The organism is Mucilaginibacter sp. SG538B (genome assembly GCF_013376065.1).
Classification (GTDB): domain Bacteria; phylum Bacteroidota; class Bacteroidia; order Sphingobacteriales; family Sphingobacteriaceae; genus Mucilaginibacter; species Mucilaginibacter rubeus.
Map to the genome: position 1 here is coordinate 1 of NZ_JABMJI010000011.1, position 18624 is coordinate 18624.

The window sequence follows — 18624 nt, forward strand, 5'->3', positions numbered from 1 at the left end:
CCCGGAGAGTTGGCAGAGTGGTCGATTGCGGCAGTCTTGAAAACTGTTGAACTGTGAAAGGTTCCTGGGGTTCGAATCCCTAACTCTCCGCTGATTTTGATATCAAATTATTTAAAAGCCTGCAAATCAAATGATTGCAGGCTTTTGTTTTTATGTCAAATGCTCAAAATTGCCATCGATTCGCATCAAAAAGGAGAGCGATAAGGTGAGTGATTTTGAGATGTTAGCGACTCACCGAATTAAACATATTGTTTTGATAATCAACATGTTCAATACTTAAACATCTTGATTTCTATTAGCTGCAAGCTTAGTTTTGTTTCACTCTTTAATGTTATTTAACATGAAAACTAATTTCAGCTTGCTCTTCTATTTGAAGAAACCAAAGAACTACATTGATGGCCCTGTACCCGTGTATTTACGTATAACAGTAAACGGAAAACGGGCCGAAACTACCACATCAAGAACCTGTGAACCCACGCAATGGAACAGCAAAGCAGGCCGCTTAAAAGGCACAAAGGAATCTGTCCGAGCATTCAACGCATACATTGACACATTGCAGGCGATGGTTTATGCAGCTCACGAAAGCCTGACAACCCAAAAAGTAGCGATTACTGCTGAGCGCTTAAAAAACGTATTAAATGGTAAGCCAGAAAAGCGCTACACCATTATTGATGTTTTTAACGAGCACAACAACCAGGTCTCCGCGTTGATTGGAACTGATTTCGCTAAAGGTACTTTAGAACGTTATAAAACATCCCTAAAACACACTCAGGATTTCATCAAATGGAAATATAACGTAAATGACATTGATGTTAAGGAAATTGATCATGACTTCATAGTGAGCTATGATTTCTACCTGCGATCAGTAAGAAAATGTGCTAATAATTCAGCGGTAAAATATTTAAAGAATTTCAAGAAGATCATTCGCATCTGCATCGCAAGTGGTTGGATGGTTAATGATCCGTTCGTAAATTATAAAGCCAAGGTAAAAGTGGTTGACAGGTTATTCCTTAATGATGAGGAATTACGGCAAATGGCTGCGAAAGTTTTTGGTACAGAACGCCTGGGACAGATTAGGGATATTTTTCTGTTCAGCTGTTTTACAGGGCTTGCTTATGCCGACGTTCAAAAACTAAAAGCCACGGAGATCATTACCGGTCCTGACGGAGAGAAATGGATAAACACCCAAAGACAGAAAACAGCTACCCCTACGCGTGTGCCGTTACTTCCTCCTGCTGTTTCCATACTTAATAAGTACAGCGATTCTCCGGTATGCGAACATTCCGGTAAAGCCCTGCCTGTATCAACCAATCAAAAGATGAATGCTTATTTAAAAGAGATAGCTGATATCTGTGGCATCCCTAAAAAGCTAACTTACCATATTGCCAGGCATACATTTGCGACTACTGTAACGCTATCCAACGGCGTACCCATTGAAAGCGTGTCGAAGATGCTTGGGCACACTAACATTAAAACAACCCAGCACTACGCAAAGATCCTTGATATGAAAGTGGCGCAGGACATGTCTAAGCTAAGACAGCTTTATTAAAAGCACCTATTCAATAAGCTTGAAGCTGCCTGAGGCTTCAAGCTTATTCATTATATTCTTAACTAACACAAAAGGGGAAACAAGATTAATCATGTTCTCTTGGCCGATAGCTTTTACAGAATTAAACACTTAACGAAAATGAGCAATCACAGCAATGATAGAATTGATACACTGGAGGAAGTTACCGACAGGTCAATCGTACATAGCAAAACATATAATGACCGCATCGCTAACACGGAGAAGAACATTCATAACTATCCAAAAGTTTATTTGCCGGATTACGCTTCACAACTTGAAGAGATCGGTGTGAAACTGGATAGGCTGGTTAACCTTCAACCGGAAAACAAATTAGAATTTGCCATAGACCGTTTGGAGAAAAAAGTTGATAAAGCGATTAAATCCTCTCCGGAAAAAATAAAAATAAAATTGCTGCTTGTTTATTTCGGCCTGGTTATCGCAACAGCAATTTCCTTCGGATTTGCATTAGCTTTAAAATTAGAGGTCAACGCGTTAGTAGGCTTACTCCACGAAGAAGCAGGAAACATAAGTAAACCGGCGCCTATCCAATCTCAATCCAATAATAAAAGGTCCGCCATTAGGCCAATAGGACACAAAAGAGCGCATCAGCATCACACTATTGTAAAACAATAATTTGTAAAATCATGTATAAAATACTAAATTTGAAAGAGTTCGTTAGCCGGGATACATTTAATATTGTTTACGACGAACAAGAGAAAGCAACCGCCGTTCTGATTCCTGTAAGCCAATGGCATCCGGCAAAGGCAACGGAATTACAAAATCTAATGGAGCAACTAACTTACATACCAGTTTTTGAATGTTCTTTAAAAGAGCTTGAAGAACGGCTGCGCCCAGAAATCCAAAGCGTAGAAGCCGAAAACACTCATTTGGGTCTCTATAACGTTTACGAGCCAGCCGGGAACCCAGGGTACAGAAATCACGTTATCCGTGAATATCGCGACCATCGCGAGTTGGTTAAAGTAAACACTTCTACAGGTGAAAGCCAAATAATCAGCAGGAGATTTTAATGGAACAGCTGGAACTGTTTGTTTTTGCCGGACCAAATGGCGCCGGTAAAAGCACGCTATCATCCTCAATGGTACCACCAGGAACCCCTATTTTTGATGGCGATAAAGAATTTATGCTGCTTAAAAAGCAATTTCCAGGCTTAGACAGCGGTAATCTATATGACGCAGTTAACGGGCATGTATTTTCGGACTGGAAAGAGACCATGCAAGCCAAAAATGCAACCTGTGCTTTCGAGACTAACTTTCGGACAGAGGATATCATGAAATCAGTCAATGAATTTAAGATTAAGGGCTACAGTACCCGATTATTTTTCTTTGGCCTGGATGAAATTGCTATTTCTTTTGAGCGCGTACGTTTAAGAGTAGCTAAAGGGGGACACGATGTATCAGCAGATAACATCAAAGCAAATTATGAGCAGTCTTTAGTTAACCTGCAAAAACATTATCGTGCTTTTGACCAGGTTATCTTAATGAAAGCCGCATCTAAGGAAAAAGGGCAAAGTCTTTCAGTATATCTGAAATATGCGGGTGGTAATCTTGTCGAACATGCTCATAATTTACCAGAATGGGTAAACCGCATAGCTCAAGACATGAAAATATCCGTAGAGCAAACGCAAGTGCAACAGCATATAACAAAACCAGAACAGGGTCAAAATCTTGGGCGTTCATTGGGTAGCGGTGGCTTCAAGCTTTAATTCGTACAGGTAATTGGTAACCGTAACAGGCGCCAAGTACCTATATGCACTTGCACACACTCAGTCATATCACTGCTTAAACAACCGGAGTTGTTAGCAGGAAAATTGTCAAGGGCCACGGCGATAGCCGTGGTTTATATACCCTTGACGGTTTTCCTGCGTAGCTATCTTTGTGACTGCGGTGCTGTGACTAACCAATAATCAGCGGGTGGGACAGGCAGGTGTGTATGAGGAACGAGTACACTCCTGCATGCGCGGCGGCGAGGCTGGCGGCGCAATGAAACCCGGAGCGAAGCGCGTGGTGTAATGGAGCCGCCTGCCGTAGCCGCATGGGTCACATGATCTTTACTTAGCGTGATAGCTGTTGTCCCCGATCATAATCCTGTCCTGGTCGTTTTTTCCTTTTGCGCCTCCGGCCATCGTCTACCGTAGACGGACCATAATTTTTGGCAGCATCATCAAGCAAAACATCAATGATCCCTTTTCCATGGCTTTGCTGAAATAGCTTACCGGACTCCTGCACACTTTGTTTTTCCCGGAACTCTACTTTTTGTTCATAGCTTCCATTTTTCATAGCATTCGCATATTCAAACGATTCTTTGACCTCCCTTTCATAACTAAACATCCGGTCAAAGATCTGCTCCGCTGATTGCTTAAACGCTACCCGGTCAAACTGCCCGACAATCTTACTATGTTCAGCATTCGTTCCTTTTGAATTATTCAAAGGGCTTAACTTGATGGTATTACTGGCATCCTTCCTGCTGACGATGACCTGAACATGCATCTGCTCCCCTGGTTTGATATCGCCTCGGCTGGCCTTGCCTTTTCTCACTTCCAGATCCTTATAAGTGTAATACCTGTTGTTTTCCAGCTTGGCATAATAAACCAGGTCCTGGTTACCTTCTACCCGGTCACGCTTGAAGTTTTTAGCATAAGCATCCATTACCTCATTGGCGTAAGCTTTTAAATAATCCTTCGCACCCTCCTTTCCAAACCTCTCTTTCAGGTACAATAACTCTTTTTCACTCGGGCTGATGTTCACCAGGAAAAACTTCGCATCGTCCTTTGAAAGTTTCGCTACGTTGGTATCGATACCCGACCTTACCTCATAGGGCTGGATATTATCCCGTTCGTTGTTGAACCAATACTCCGGCTTGTAATGCTTATCCTGTGCCTCAGCAATACGGTTTTCTTTTTCCAGGTAGGCTACCAGCTGGCTGCTGCTGCCTTTATTGTTCCCGGTTTCACTTGTCGTGATATTGATGTGCATTTTTTTCTTGATTAGTTGTAAATAAAATACCCCAATACGCGCTGGCTAATTAGTGCTGTCAAAGACTTTCCAAGTGTTCCCTTGCAAAACGTACAAGCTCATCCTTATCTGCCTGCTTCGCAAATACATTTAAGTTCTCCCGCTGGGAAACGTAATGCTCCAGGATTGATTTAAAACGTGCTTTCAGGTTTCTTTTTTCCAATTGCAACCGGTCTATGATTTGCAGGTATTTCACGATCTCCTCAATCGCTTTTCTTTGGGCAGCATAAGCTTCCTTCTGCTCTTTGTTATGCGCGATGATATATTGGTTAAAATAATCCACGATCTTCAATTGGGAATTGATCATACGCTCCGAATCTTTCTTTAAAGGCATCAAAAATTCCTGCTCCTGTGTCCTGATAAACGCAACGATGTTGTCCGTCTTCCTGTTGATCGCATTTTTTAATAGCTCATCGTTCAAATCCCTCGGATCTTTCTTAGTCTTATAAAAATAGTCTACCATAAACACGAACAGGTCAAGCTTTGACAGGCCGCATTTATTAGCGATGATGACCAGCTTTTCATCTGTCTTCACCGGGAACCTGATCGTTTTTACATTTTCATCCTTGCTCATAAGTTCTTTCGTATCGCAATATTGAGTATACCGCCAGGTATACTGTTTTCTTTGTCTGTAGCATAAAAGCGGGGGGAAAGTATACCACAGGTATACGCAAAACCGCGTTGGCCCCGCAGGGCGAGCGGAAAAGTCGGGTGTGCCCGACTTCCGCTCGCTCCCCCCGCTTTCGCGAAGCGACCACCGCTTTTCTTCCTGATTTGCGAAGCAAATCTTACCGGTGCAGCCAATGGCTGCACCGGATTTATATAGCTGGATATCCGACTATACCTATATCAGAATAACTGGTTATTTCGATATGCAGTTATCGGTATAGCCCGATATTCAGGTATGCCGATACAAAATACCGGGCTACACTTCCAAACTGGCAGGCCAGTAAACCTGGCTGCCGAGCTTGGGATGGTATGACGGCTGATAACGGATGTAACCATAATCATCGAGTTCTTTGATACACTTGTGATACGTGGCAATGGATGCTATCCGGCTAAAAGCCATCAGCGTTTTCCTTGTGACAGCAAATGGACTTTTGAAACCAGCGCGCTGCCATTGGACGAATAAAGCGCTGAGCAAGCTGACGTGTGTCGTGTTCAGCCGCCCGTCCATGCTCATGCGTTTGAGCAGCTTAGTGTAACCGGCAAGCTCACTGGCCGCAATTTTATGAATACTCATTGCAGCCCTCCTTCCAGTAGCTTGTTGATGTCATCGAGTTTGTAATACATGATGCTGCCGATACGGGTAAAACTCAGTGTACCTTTGATCCGCAGGTTCTGTAAGGTACCTGGTGATATTTTTAGCAGCTTTCGTACTTCGTTACTTTTAAGCCACTTTTTGGACTGCCCCTGGCCATCCAGTTGAACCAGTTTCTTGATTTCTGTTAACAGTTCACTTTTAAATTCATTCAGATCTCCTTTGGTAATCAGTTCACTTGCTTGCATAATCGCCTCCTCATTAAACCATTTAATTAATACTTGTACCGCCGGTAACGGGTACAATGCAAAGGTGTGGGCAAAGCGATATCATTCATTACCATAGGCCAAGCTATGGTAATGGCATACAAAGCATAGTGCTGAAAAAGAGCGTACTGAATAATTTAAAGGCAATTGTTAACGTTTGCCTGCAAAAAGAAAATGAACCTAAAACCCGAACTTAATTTGCCCTGCGTTTTGCCGGAGCGATATTGAAATGCTGGTTTTCGGAGGGAATAGCAGATGACCTGCCACTCGGGTTACCAGCATCGCGCGGGTAGTAGCGCCGCACGCGGTCTAATTTGATGGGTTCACCATCTTCCTGAAAGTACCGGCAAATCAGTTTGGCCCAGGTGATGGGCATCTGCGAAAAAACCAGTTCCTTATCACCAACTTTTAATGCCTCAATCTTCTTGAAAAGGTCAACCACGGTAAGGAAATGACCGCTTGAAATATTGATGGGATAGTCGGTATCCAACTTCTCAGCCTCCCTGCGCTCATCCATCAGGCGTTGCACTTGTTCTTTGAGTATTTTGATCTGGCCTTCCTTTTCTACAATGATCTCAGCATGGGTACGGCCAAGGTTCCACTCATCGATACTTTGAAGATATTCTTTAAATCGGTTAAGGTGAAATTTGTATCGGAAGTTTTGAGCATGACTTGAAGTATACCTGTCTTTTTGCCTTAACTGTGCAATGGCATCCTGTATGACTTCCCACACATACCTGAAGAATTCCTGCTCAGTTGCATCATCATATTTGGATAAAAAGAATTGCAGGTGGTATTTATATAGTTCATTAAATTCCTGTTCACTCTTTCGATAAAGCAGGTTGAGAAAGTGATTGTCCTCAACTTTTTTATTCCAAAAAAAAGGTCGGCCTATATCGTTGGAGTCTTTGTTAAAATCGAATGGAGCCCGGTGTTTAAAATATTGTTCCCGCATAGATTAGATTTTAACTTAAAGTTAATGATTTAAGCAAACATTTGTATTCCGAAAAAGGAAGAATATCGAAGTATCTTAATTGTTAAGTTTCGTTAGTCTTATTTTACCCAACAGGACTACGTTCGAAATGCTTGATGAGTAATTTGAGAACATTTTCGGCTATTTAGCTACTGGTTAGAAGATAGTTTCAGGAGCAAATATTATTGGCATAGTTAATAAATTCGAACCAGCTTTTTGATCAAATACGCGTTTAAGCGAAATAGGGCGTTTGTCATGATCAGCAAGTCGAACATCTGATCCTTTTGTCCCGGCGTTCGGATAAGATATATTATAGGTGAATTTAAATGCCCCTTAGACCAGATGGCTGACCACGGTGATCTGTTGATCGAAAAAACAACAACTCCGACTCAGATAATCTCGGAGCATCACGATGCGTAGGTTGTAGAATTTTGTATTTAAAGATCTATGCAAATGCAGACCTGCATAGTTAAAGATATCTATAAATACAAATAGTTATCACGAAGATCATCACAGTCGCCCACCAAAAAGGGGACGTAGGGAAAGGGTATCATTTGTTAATATTTTGCGATTAATAGTTTTATACTACTTTGCCCGCCTGATGGCTTTTTCCTGCCCCGCGTTACTTTCCACTTTATTAAGCATCGCTGTTATTTTATAAACGTATAATACTCCTGGTTGTACGGTTTTATCTACGTAGGTAACCGCATTTTTAACGTCAGATACCTTGCTAAAGCTTTTCGCAGTAACAGCTTTACGGTAAACTACGTAATCATTACCCTTGTCATTTCCGGGCCAGGTAAGCTGAATGCCATCGGTTTTGTTGATCAGGTAAAAATCCGAAGGCGGGGAGATAAAATCATAGGTTGGCACTGTTAGCTCAGTAAGCGATGACAGCAAACTTTGGTTAGCAAAAGCATCAACGGAGGTAACACCATATTCATAAGTTTTGCCCGGCGTAGCGAGTGTATCCCTGAAAAACGGAAGGCGCTCCACTTTTGAGATCATCTTAAAAAAAGGCTGCCCTTTTTCTCTTCGGAATACGATATAGCCAATCACATTGTCATACACCGCAACAGTGTTTTCCCATTTAAGGCTCACAGCCCTATCGGCCCAGCGGCTTTGCACTCCTGCAGGCGATGCTACATGCTGGGCTTTTAACGGACGGATGCCTACCGGTGCGGATATATCGCTCATGTTTTGCGCCAGGTTCATTACCTGCACAGCATATACGTATTGTGTTGCCCCGTTCAGGTATTTTAACGAGTCGCGGTAAACGGTATCACGGATTGGCGGTGAAATAACCTGCATATCTTTAGCAGACGTACCACGAAGCACATAGTAAGCAAAAAGATCAAGCTCAGGGTTTTTATCCCAGCTAAGTACAATAAACCGGGTGCTATCCTGTTTGGCGGTTAGCCCACCCGGTTTTGACGGCCTCTCATTTTTTACCTGCATTGAGCCATTCGCGGTAGCGGTTGGCAGCATTTTAAAGCCCGGATAAGGTACCAGCAAAGGCCTCACCTGGTAATAATATACCATATTGGGCAGCACTTTGCGGTCGAGGTAATTAACTGCGTTTGGTGCAAGCGTATCTGCAACAACAAAATCCTTTTGCGCCGAGCGCGATTTAAGAATCTGGATCCCCGAGTAAACGGCCTGCCGTGGCAAGGCGTTCCAGCTTAAATACAACGCATTGGTGGTATCTTTAACCTTAAGACCGGTAATGGTTGCGATGCTTTTAAATGATTTGGTAAGATGGCTGCTGGGATCAGAACTTGCACCTTTGTTGCCGGCCATATCATAAGGTTGCATATAATAGGTAAGCAATTCGCCGGGGTTTACCTTTTCTGTAAAATAAACATGCAAACTATCATCGCGGTTATAAACTATCAAACGTTCGGCGGCCACAGTGAAGCGTTTTGAGATTGAAGATTTTTTATATACCGATGCGAAAACGGCAGGGTTTGCAGCCGGTGCCGGAACCGACCAGGTAAACTGAACCACACTATCGGCAACCAAAGCCCTGTTCAATTTAAACTTGGGGAAAGGCACCCGTTTTACCGCCGAAACTGCTTCTGTATAAATAACCTCCGTTTTCCCAGCAGCGTCAATACCCGAAACGCGGTAAACCGTAGCGGCCGAATTGCCTTTAATGTCAGTATCGGTCCACATCATCCCGATACCTTCCAAAAACTCTTTGGAAAGGAAAAAATAACCGATTTTTTGTACATCGCCGCTTTGCAAGGTGGCCCAGGCTTCGGCATCATCCCTGGCTTTTACCTTGATCTTAAATTCATCGGCTACCGATGATCCCGCGCGTTTTTTAAAGTCGGAATAGGAAGCCGGAAAAGTAACCACTACCTGTTTTTTAAAATCGCCTGTTCCGCTCTGGTCTTTGCTTACCTCGTAGCTTTTATACTTTCTGAAAATATTAAGAGATTTGGTACCGGCATCCGGTGCGTTCACCATAATGATCACCTGCTTGTCTGACGGCAGCAGGTGGCCGCCCACTACCCCGGTTTGTATTTGCTGCGCATTTAAACCTGTGGCCGCTATCAGTAGTAATATTATTATATTAATTTTTTTCATACTGTTTTTAAATTAAGGGCATACTGAACGGTCGCCGCCCACGTGGATACCAAAATTAAGTCCTCTGTGCTGCGCATACCCGAGGTCTACATTCGCAGTAGCGCAAACTTTGGCCCCGGCCGGCGGCCAGTCCCAGCACGTATCTATCGAGTTACAGCCCGGGCTACAGCCGCCTATGCTAAAGTCGGCCCGGCCACCGGCAGATCCTGAAATGAACCAGCCATCCGTATCATTACGACCGCCCCGGATATCATAACAAGCCTGGAAACCGGCGCTTACACATAAACCAATAGCGCAAGCTTTGGCTCCGCCGCCATATTTGCCTGATAAGCCAAGCAGGTAACTATTTTCGGCAAAATTGAGCAACAGCGTTGATTTCGATTCAGTGTAGAACCATACACTGGCACTGGCTACGTATACATCAAAACCAATAGCCCTATTTTCGGGGATGCCAAGCGAAGCGGTACTATTAAGGTAGATCCCTGAAAACTCCGTATTGATATACTCCGGCGCTGCATTGGCAAAATAATACGAAAGCCTGTCGGTACGGGTTCGCGGGTTTTTAAGGCCTATAGCCATGGCGTAATCCGCCCGGGCGTTGATCAGGCCTAACAGTGAAAGGTCCATACCGCATCCCAAAAACACATACTTGTCTGTACTTTTACCGCTTACCACCAAATCGCCCTGTATATGCGCTTTTACCAGGCCCTTTATCGGCTCAATATCTGAAATGATACCTACCGTAAAATATTGGTTAGGTATATCTAACACGAGATCGGCATGGGCCAGGTTCAGGTAATCGGCCACTTGTACAGTAGCATAACCTTTTATAACGGGGCCGCTCTCTACCGTTAGGCCTATAGGATCGAGCTTAACCAATGTACTGGTGCCGGTAAATGATAATCCTCCGTTAATATCTATTTTAAATTTCTTTTCGGCACTGTTGTAGTTGAAACCACCACCTACGTGATCAATAGTAATGATACCCACAGGAATTACTGTACCGGCGCTGAAAGCTGCCCCTACATCAATACCTCCGGTTACCTTGTAATAGTGAAAGTTAACCGAGGCATTTATAGGCGTACCAGGTATCGATAATGACCCCGCGCCGTCAAAACCATTATCCTTGATCCCCACCTCGATCTCTGATTTCATTACCGGGATATCGATAGTGGCACCAAGCTTACTTACCGAAGCTTCAATGCCGCCGCCAACTTTAGCTTTAAAGCGGATATCGCCCGCGGTAAATTTAATCATCGGCACATCTACCGTAAACTCGCCCTGTACACCAATAAAAGGGATTTGATCGGTAGTGTTAAACTGGATGCTTTGCACTTTAAATTTAGCAAATGCAAAATCGGCCGAGAAATCGGTTGGCGCGTCTATCAAAAACCGCCCGTCGGTTTGTATTTCAAAAACAGGCAGGTTGATCTCTTTAGTAATAAAAGTATCAAACTTGATCTTGCCCGATCCGGCCAGTTTATAGGCTGATGAGCCCGGTGCTTTACCAAAGCTAAGCGGCGTGCTGCCCGGCATCAGTTTTACTACATTCAGGAGGTTCAAGCCTTCATCGGGGATTTTAAAGCTGCCACCATAAAAAATATCCTTACCAACGCGCAGGTCTGAAAAGCTTACGGTAGATGGTGTGGATTTAGGGATCTGCACCGTAATGCTGCCGCCAAAATTGAAGCCGTCTTCCGTAAACACCAGTGAGGCCAGTGAAGCTTCCCAACTGCCGATGGATAGTTTGGGCAGATCGGTAGCCACTATTTTCAACTTATTGATCTGCAATTGCGGGTTCAGCACAAAATCTTCAATTTTTAAGTTGATAGTTTTTATCACGCCCAGATCAGGTGTGCTTACCGAACCTTGCATGTGAATTCCCTGCTGATCAACATAACTGCCCGCGAAGGCTATTTTAGCTTTAAAACCGTACACTTCGGCCTCCCAATCGGTCATGCCGGTGTCTCCCCCCGTAAACTTCAGCTTGGTAAGCGCCGACGGCACCCCGCCCGAGCTGAAAACAGGGACCTCGGGCGATGAGGTGTTGTCAGGTATTAACTGCGGTATATAACTTTTGGCCAGCAGGTACCCCCGACTGTCGGTTACACCGGTCATATCTAACTGCAGCTTGCCTTTTATCTCTCCTTTACCACCCGTTGTACCTGTAACAACCAGGGTTTCTCCGTCGGGTTTAAGTATCAGCGGTAAAAAGTTAAATAATTTAAGCGAGAGCTGTGTATCGTCGGTCTGTACCTTGTTACCCTCTGGTATCGGATTATTTGATGCATCAAACGTAACTTTTATGTTAGTAAACTTCAACGAAATTTTATCATGGCTGCTCAATACTGAAAATAGTGGGGTAAGATCACTGAATTTACCGGTTACGCGATAAGAATTAAGGCCGTCGGGGGTCATTTGATCGAGCGCCACCGGAAAGCCCAGTAACTTGCTTATGTTTTTACCACCGCCATCGCCAAGGGTAAAATTAACGGAAGCCGGTTCGGAGGTTAGGTTTTCCTCTTGCGTTAAAGATATAAAGCCAGATTTTGATGCTTTAAGGAAGGTTTTTCCTGCCGGAAGACTGATTTGATACCGTCCATCAACCCCTGTAACGGTATTAAGATACGGTTGACCTTCAACCTCAACAACAGCGCCGCCTAAATTGCTCCCGGCAGCGGTAACAACACCGCTAACCAGGGTACCTTTAGCAAGTGTAATGTTTTGGGGACCTTCAATACCGTTTTCCTGAACAATCACTGTATTTTCAACAGCTACCAGTCCGGAACCACCTGGGGGCGTTACGCTTACTTTGGCATTACCTCCAAAGCCTTCGTAATACCATTCGCCGTTTGTAGCCACGTGTGATGTATCAAACAGCGTGATAGTAGCATTATTTACCAGTGCACCATTCGGGTCTAAAATCCTGAACCTTATCCTGCCTGTCCGGCGTACCAGGTTACCGCAATCGCCTAGATCAATAGTACGTACCGCCGACTGCACCAGCGGATTATTATGGAGGTTTTTTGAATAAAGGTCGGCAAACAGAATGGCCGAGGCCCTCATTGCCGGGCTATTGATAAAGGCCTGATCGGTAACAGGGCCGGTTAGTACGGGGTTATTGCCCACCATATTACCTATAGGCGATGCAATTTTAGGCGTACTATTGTCAAGCACTATCGCGTTTGTTATCAGCTTTACATCGCCTATTGCCGGTGACGTAGCACTTGCCACTGTTGGCCCGGCAAAACCAAACATGCGTGTATTATAAACAAAGCCCCTGTTAATTGATGCCTGGATACTATTGGCGGTAAGAATATTAGCATTAAGCTGGTTAAGCTTTGCGATATTATCGCCGGGGTTAATTACCGGATTAATTACCCTGTTGACTGTCGAGATCACATTAGACGGGTTTTGTAACACCAGGCCGTTGCCAGGCGCAGGGTTAGCATTTGCTTTTGGCGGTGCAGGGATCACTACATCAATGGTTTGTGAAATGTATCCCTCCTTTTCAATCATCAGCTTATGGTTACCCTGGTAATAGCTTGTCTGAAAAAGCCCGTCCTCGCCCGAGTTAAAATAAACCGTTGAGTTAACAAAGTGTAAACGCGCGTTTGCAATTGCTTGCTTTGTTGACGATATAGCCCTGCCAACCACACTCACAATATCCGGTTTGATACTGAATATCACTTCCTTGTTTGATCCGTTGGCCAGCGCCTGGAAAGTTTGTACTGTATCGGGTGTTACCTCCAGATCCTGAAATTCACTGCTTACTTTAATCAATTTTACCTTAAAGCTCGCGCGATCTTTTAGCTGCGGCAAGTTCGGGATCGTGAACCTGCCAAGCGAATCGGTCTTCGCGCTATAGGGGCCGTAGTCAGCAGTTAAAACTTTTACAAGGTTCAGTTCATCTATCTTGCTTAAAACACTCTCCGCTAAAATGGTTGATTTATTCGCATTGCTTACAACCGTGTTCGATATAGGCGAGGGTGCAGTAGGTAATCCTGCAATGGCAGGCATTGGGCGGATAGTTGCCGGGCCGTTAAATTGCGCACCGCCAAGTGAAGGCGTGTTTATTATTAACGGCCTTGCGATAACCCCACTGACAACAGGCATCTGGTTATTATTGCCGCCAAGAAGGATAGCTGTTCTTGATGCTTGCCTGTTGAAATAATCAATTATTGAACCCGTGAATGGTGGTGGCCCGGGATTCAATAAATCGCTCGTATTGTATTCAATCTTAACTATGGCGCCCGTAACCGGTACAAAACCCGTTGGCAGCGACATTCTTACCTCTCCAAATACGTATGCCGGCGTGGCCGTTAACCGGTAATCTGCTTTAACATTAAGTACCAGATTAGAAGCAAGGTTGAGGTTATGCGCTTCCAAATCGGTAGTTTTACCGTTGAAACGCTGGTTATGGCTTTCAATAACCACTAAAAAACGCCCGCCATAAAACAGCTTACCATACTTTAGTGTTCCGCCACCGGTGCCCATTTTTACACTATCAACCGAAACTTCAACCACACTACGGCCGTTTATAGTTACAGCATGTTTAGATTCAAAAGGAATATTCCCTTCCTGGTATAAGTAAGGATCGTTTTCAAAATCAATCTTATTCCGGTAAATATGTACAACAGCTATCTTATCTTCCGGGCTGGCATCGGCCACATCATCTAAAGTGAGTTTTGGCGTGTAGCGCAGGGTGCGGGCCAGTAAAAGGATCTGTCCTATATCACGCATCCCCGTTGAATCCAATTTACTTATGGGGATCTCGACGGTTTTCTGCTCAAAATTTTCAGACGTTATACTGATGATCAGTTTGGTGTATTTAGCTAAGCCCATATAGGAGGGATGTGTAAAATCAATAGCGAAATTGCCTCCGCCATCGGTTTTACTGGTAGCTATCAATTCCTCCACCGGCGGTGGATCTAAGTTGTAATGGAAACCAAAACTAAAATCGAACATGGGGTTTACAAAACTGCTTGCCGGAAATGAGTACATGCCCAGGTACGAAAAATCACTCGTGTAATTTGTGGCTTGTGTGCTCGCTGTCGTGGTAGAAAAACCGTTATCCGTTTTCCAGTTTGGGTCGACAACACCTTTAATGACGATATCTGCATTAGGCAGTGCGTACCGCTCTGTTGCACTGTCAACAGCTATCGCGTCTTCGTTGTAAGAGAGGTTGGTGCCGCCCGTTGTAGTCATAACAGCGCCTGCGCCCAACCCGGCGGTGGTTTGTACAGGCACATAAGGTATCAAGGTAGGATCTACCTGCGCAGCTGCGGCTATCCTGGAATCATTTAAAACATTAGGGGCATTAAACACAGAGGTTTTTAAAATGGAAGATATCGGCCTTGAGGCGAGACCTGGTATAGGTGCGCCTGTTAATACAATTGGCGGCGGTGTAGCCTTCACTATCGTATTTATCGGAGCAGGAATATCAGCCGATACCCCGCCAAAACCAGCTGACCCAGTGTACTGCGCTTCGGTTTTCTTAAAAGTCCATACCAGCTTGCCTTTTATAGTATTGGTAGCGTATTGTACCGATTGAGCTTTTTGTTTGGCTTGTTCTTTAACTAAGTTGGTATCTACCTTCACAATTGGCGCCCCGCCATAAATAAACGACCGAACCTCGCTTCTGCCTTTATTGCGGAATGGGGTATTATTGAAAGGATCAAAGGCCTCTACCAAAAGCGCATACCTGCGCCCCGGTGTAAGCTGCGGATCGGCGGCATTATAGACATAGGAGTTGCCGACAACCTCCTTCTCAAAAAAATAAGGCTGCGTTGCCGACATAAGTGCATTACTGGGGTTTCTGTCGCCAAGTACCTCCACCATCCTAAGCTTATACCTTACTGACGACATGATTTGCGGTGATGTGCCCGGAGGCGTTGTCCATTGCATCAAAACAATTTGCCCGCCGGTTGCGGATAGCTGTGCATCCTCGATAGGCGATATAATGGTTGGCGGCTCCAGGCTGCTTATGGTAAACGTGTTACTACAGCCTACCGGTTCATCTGGACTAATGACGGCATTGGTATCATAATCAAACGCCTGTAAACAAAAACGGTAACTGCCTTCGGGCAAGCCATTTTTGTTAATGAATTCACTTTGGGTTATACCGGTGTACTTCACCTGGGTATAATCAAAAAATTTACTGAGGTCATTACCGTTAAGGCTGCGGGTTTGGCCAGGATCAAGCTCAATGGCTACGGGACTTTTGTAATTTGGCTTTACAGCAAGTATCACACCGTTATCGCCGGTAATAGTTCCCCGTAACTGGATACGTTGCCTTTTGGTTGATACGTTGGTGACCGCGATCACCATTAATTGAGGCTGCGATGCATAATCGGTGATCTTACGCGGATAGGGCGGCAAGATCTGTATCGACACGCTTACTTGTGCTTTTAAGGGCAACCAGGCAATACAAATGAGTAAAAAGAGGTACAGTTTTTTCATGTTCTTAAAAGCTTAGTAGATAACTTAATTCCCCGCGGGTTTCTGTAAAATTTGGCTGCAGCTGAGGCCCTGCCGTTTTCACTTTGTTATTGGTAAGGAAAAAATTAAAGGATACCAATTGTTTATTAGTCACCCGGTAACCCAGGTTACCGGTAGCGTTAATGATAAATGTATCCTCTCCGCCTAATGCCTTGCTGCTGGTAAAAGTGCTGCTAAGGCCGGTTTGCAGTTTTTGAAAAAAGACCTTGTTTGCCCCTGCCGTTGCCGACCGGAAGCTGTTACTCATGCCCTGCCCGCTTAGTTTGGTATCAGAAATATTGACGTAAGCGCTCAGCATTCTTTTAGTGAAGTTGATATTATAGCTCAGCATGTACTGGTTTGTTTTTATGCTGCGCGATACGGCATCGGTACTGTAAAAAGTGTTATAATCATTTAAACTATTACGGGTAAATGAGCCGGAGATCATATGGATAACATCGGCGCTGATAATCATGTACCGGGGCATGATGGTGATGGTTTGGGTGGTTTGTACAATCTTAAGCGAATCGGCAAATAAAACGGTTTGGGCCTTTTGATTATCGGAGAAGTTGGTGTAAACCGCATCTACCGACAGTGATTTGGTAATATCAACGCCCGCGTTAAACGCGCCAATAACCCGGTGATTGGTTGCCCGTTTCTGATCTTTTATATTATCGTGCTGAAAGCCCAAGCTACCGTTAAACCTTATTTTTCCTTTGGCAAGATTTGCAGAAGGGCTTACCGTCCAGTTTTCATAATCCGAGCTGAAATAGTACGCACCCATGGTCTGAAAATCTGGGTCGACACGCTTATATTTTAGTTTGAGTCCATAGTTCCGGCTTTTATAACCAAGTCCCGCCGAAAAAGCGGTGTAGTATTCGGATGTACCATTTAGCCCAAAGGTAGTGCGGAGTTTATTCAATAAAGTACTGCTTCCATTATCAAGCGAGATTGGCGAATTGACATCATTGGTATACAAACTTAACGCGCCGTCACTTTCAAACATAAAATACTTAAAAAAGCTAAACCTTGAGGTATAACCCATCACATCATTTCTGGCCGGGCTTATATAGTCTTGCTGTGGGGTAACACTTTTTGGTTTGATGGTATCGTCTTTGGCGCTTAGGTAACTCAATTCAAAAAAGTTACGATCTGTTCCATAACCCAGTTTAACGGCATATCCCTTTCGTGAAAAAGAGAAAGGTACCAGGGCCTGCGTAGTGGTATCGATAGTGGTTGCCCTGTTAAGCCGGCCATACATAAAACCCACCCTCAGCTTGCCGGGGGTTAATTCAAAACCCGCCCCAAGCATGGTATGACCGCCGAGGGTATAAGGCGAAAAAGAGATATCCCGGTAGCCGAGGTGCACGGTAACCCATTTATAAGCAGGACTTATTCCAAACTGGTTAAATGGCTGCCGGAATGATTTATCAGACTGGCTGAAACTGAAAGACAGCGGTACGTTCAAACCGTAAAAACTAACGGTTGGATTACCCGAAAAATAGTAAGTAAAAGGTGCACGGCGATCCTGGATACCCGTTGCATTATAAAAAATACCCTGAGCCTGGATAGTGCCTGATAAGGTTACAGGCTTTTGATGAGCGATATTTTCAAGATCTTGAGCGTGAAGGCTGCAGCATCCACTATAAATAAGTGCCATTAACAGCAGGTATTTTTTCATTGCAGTTAGGTTGATAACCTCAACCCACCAACCGGTAAATGCCGGTTAATGAGTTAAATGAGATATGAGTGACAAGGTGCTTTGTTACGTATGGCTTTTCAGAATGTAGTATCGCCGCTTGGTATATATATTACTGTTTTAGTGAACTGTTTCATAGGTGTTGGTTTTAATAATATTTATAGTGATAGCTTATGGTTTTACAGTCCGCAGTTATGCGAAATCCGTTTTACAAATAAACATGGTGAGACTAAGAATCTCTTTCGAGTTTGTTGCAGATACTTGCGTTTTCGTTACATTTTGAAGCAAGCGGCCCTCTTCAGCACTATGCCGGCCTGGACATTTGGCGAAGCAGGAGGTGCGTGGCTACCGCCTACGTTATTTTTTTTCGAAACACCGGATGACAAATTCACTTGGGATATTGGACGTCAAGCTTATGCTCATAAAATATAAAAGGGGAGAAAAAAATATCTTTATACTAATAGATTATTACACGGTATCACCGGTTTTCTTCGCCCGGAAGACAGTGAATGTAATGTATCGGGCACTGGTCATTTTTCCGCTCCTATATCCCCGGCAGTTACTCAGTCGAACCATTCAATCCCAAATTGGTTAAACATGATATGACGATAATCGCAAATGAATTGCATGTTAATGCAGTGCGTATAGAAGGTGAAGAAACTTCCCATCTCGTTGTGGCAACCGAAGTAGCTTACCGAGCCCGCCCGCATGTTGTTTTTAATCCCTGGAAGATGCGTGGGAGTGCCGATGAACA

Annotated in this window: 12 protein-coding genes, 1 tRNA gene and 1 pseudogene; 6 read left to right on the forward strand and 8 right to left on the reverse strand. The window is 44.1% G+C overall.

Annotated features, from left to right (window positions below; translation table 11 throughout):
- The first annotated feature begins 3 nt into the window (after nucleotides 1–3).
- From FHW88_RS29550 to FHW88_RS29570, 5 genes are all read left to right on the forward strand, one after another.
- Nucleotides 4–90 (forward strand) — tRNA-Ser (locus FHW88_RS29550).
- Between the two features lie 250 nt (nucleotides 91–340).
- Nucleotides 341–1549: a site-specific integrase gene (locus tag FHW88_RS29555; protein WP_176629068.1), complete on the forward strand. Its 1209-nt coding sequence runs from the start codon at nucleotides 341–343 to the stop codon at nucleotides 1547–1549.
- Nucleotides 1550–1648: 99 nt separating this feature from the next.
- Entirely contained in the window at nucleotides 1649–2200 is a 552-nt protein-coding gene (locus FHW88_RS29560; protein WP_176629069.1) for a hypothetical protein, read from the forward strand.
- A gap of 11 nt (nucleotides 2201–2211) precedes the next feature.
- Nucleotides 2212–2595, forward strand: a complete 384-nt coding sequence (locus FHW88_RS29565; RefSeq protein ID WP_176629070.1) for a hypothetical protein — start codon at nucleotides 2212–2214, stop codon at nucleotides 2593–2595.
- Nucleotides 2595–3290 carry an AAA family ATPase gene (locus tag FHW88_RS29570; RefSeq protein ID WP_176629071.1) on the forward strand — a complete coding sequence of 232 codons (696 nt, stop codon included), beginning with the start codon at nucleotides 2595–2597 and terminating at the stop codon, nucleotides 3288–3290. The genes FHW88_RS29565 and FHW88_RS29570 overlap by 1 nt, the downstream gene beginning before the upstream one ends.
- A 349-nt stretch (nucleotides 3291–3639) precedes the next feature.
- Here FHW88_RS29570 and FHW88_RS29575 read toward each other — a convergent pair whose 3' ends face one another.
- The 8 genes from FHW88_RS29575 to FHW88_RS29610 all read right to left on the reverse strand — a co-directional run bounded on the left by FHW88_RS29575 (nucleotide 3640) and on the right by FHW88_RS29610 (nucleotide 17852).
- On the reverse strand, nucleotides 3640–4560 hold the full coding sequence (locus tag FHW88_RS29575; RefSeq protein WP_176629072.1) for a DUF5712 family protein: 921 nt from the start codon (nucleotides 4558–4560) through the stop codon (nucleotides 3640–3642).
- A 58-nt stretch (nucleotides 4561–4618) separates the two neighbouring features.
- Nucleotides 4619–5173 (reverse strand): BfmA/BtgA family mobilization protein, encoded by a 555-nt coding sequence (locus FHW88_RS29580; RefSeq protein WP_176629073.1) that lies wholly within the window; start codon nucleotides 5171–5173, stop codon nucleotides 4619–4621.
- A 351-nt stretch (nucleotides 5174–5524) separates the two neighbouring features.
- Nucleotides 5525–5842, reverse strand: a complete 318-nt coding sequence (locus tag FHW88_RS29585; protein WP_176629074.1) for a hypothetical protein — start codon at nucleotides 5840–5842, stop codon at nucleotides 5525–5527.
- A complete protein-coding gene (locus FHW88_RS29590; RefSeq protein WP_176629075.1) occupies nucleotides 5839–6108 on the reverse strand; it encodes a helix-turn-helix domain-containing protein in 270 nt (89 codons plus the stop codon). Before FHW88_RS29590 ends, FHW88_RS29585 begins: the two co-directional genes overlap by 4 nt.
- Nucleotides 6109–6319: 211 nt before the next feature.
- The gene (locus FHW88_RS29595; RefSeq protein ID WP_176629076.1) at nucleotides 6320–7081 is read right to left on the reverse strand and encodes a hypothetical protein; all 762 of its coding nucleotides are present in this window, start codon (nucleotides 7079–7081) and stop codon (nucleotides 6320–6322) included.
- A gap of 603 nt (nucleotides 7082–7684) precedes the next feature.
- Nucleotides 7685–9691 carry a fibronectin type III domain-containing protein gene (locus tag FHW88_RS29600; protein ID WP_176629077.1) on the reverse strand — a complete coding sequence of 669 codons (2007 nt, stop codon included), beginning with the start codon at nucleotides 9689–9691 and terminating at the stop codon, nucleotides 7685–7687.
- Between the two features lie 12 nt (nucleotides 9692–9703).
- On the reverse strand, nucleotides 9704–16153 hold the full coding sequence (locus FHW88_RS29605) for a carboxypeptidase-like regulatory domain-containing protein (RefSeq protein ID WP_176629078.1): 6450 nt from the start codon (nucleotides 16151–16153) through the stop codon (nucleotides 9704–9706).
- Between the two features lie 4 nt (nucleotides 16154–16157).
- The gene (locus tag FHW88_RS29610) at nucleotides 16158–17852 is read right to left on the reverse strand and encodes a hypothetical protein (protein ID WP_176629079.1); all 1695 of its coding nucleotides are present in this window, start codon (nucleotides 17850–17852) and stop codon (nucleotides 16158–16160) included.
- Nucleotides 17853–18176: 324 nt separating this feature from the next.
- Between FHW88_RS29610 and FHW88_RS30470 the strand changes: the two are divergent.
- Nucleotides 18177–18476 (forward strand): annotated as a pseudogene (locus FHW88_RS30470) (1-deoxy-D-xylulose-5-phosphate synthase N-terminal domain-containing protein).
- The last annotated feature ends 148 nt before the right edge of the window (nucleotides 18477–18624 follow it).

Bases quoted from the DNA above. Each gene is read 5' to 3' on its own strand.
- FHW88_RS29555 (WP_176629068.1), top strand. From the start codon at position 341: ATGAAAACTAATTTCAGCTTGCTCTTCTATTTGAAGAAACCAAAGAAC.
- FHW88_RS29565 (WP_176629070.1), top strand. From the start codon at position 2,212: ATGTATAAAATACTAAATTTGAAAGAGTTCGTTAGCCGGGATACATTT.
- FHW88_RS29570 (WP_176629071.1), top strand. From the start codon at position 2,595: ATGGAACAGCTGGAACTGTTTGTTTTTGCCGGACCAAATGGCGCCGGT.
- FHW88_RS29575 (WP_176629072.1), bottom strand. From the start codon at position 4,560: ATGCACATCAATATCACGACAAGTGAAACCGGGAACAATAAAGGCAGC.
- FHW88_RS29580 (WP_176629073.1), bottom strand. From the start codon at position 5,173: ATGAGCAAGGATGAAAATGTAAAAACGATCAGGTTCCCGGTGAAGACA.
- FHW88_RS29585 (WP_176629074.1), bottom strand. From the start codon at position 5,842: ATGAGTATTCATAAAATTGCGGCCAGTGAGCTTGCCGGTTACACTAAG.
- FHW88_RS29590 (WP_176629075.1), bottom strand. From the start codon at position 6,108: ATGCAAGCAAGTGAACTGATTACCAAAGGAGATCTGAATGAATTTAAA.
- FHW88_RS29595 (WP_176629076.1), bottom strand. From the start codon at position 7,081: ATGCGGGAACAATATTTTAAACACCGGGCTCCATTCGATTTTAACAAA.
- FHW88_RS29600 (WP_176629077.1), bottom strand. From the start codon at position 9,691: ATGAAAAAAATTAATATAATAATATTACTACTGATAGCGGCCACAGGT.
- FHW88_RS29605 (WP_176629078.1), bottom strand. From the start codon at position 16,153: ATGAAAAAACTGTACCTCTTTTTACTCATTTGTATTGCCTGGTTGCCC.
- FHW88_RS29610 (WP_176629079.1), bottom strand. From the start codon at position 17,852: ATGAAAAAATACCTGCTGTTAATGGCACTTATTTATAGTGGATGCTGC.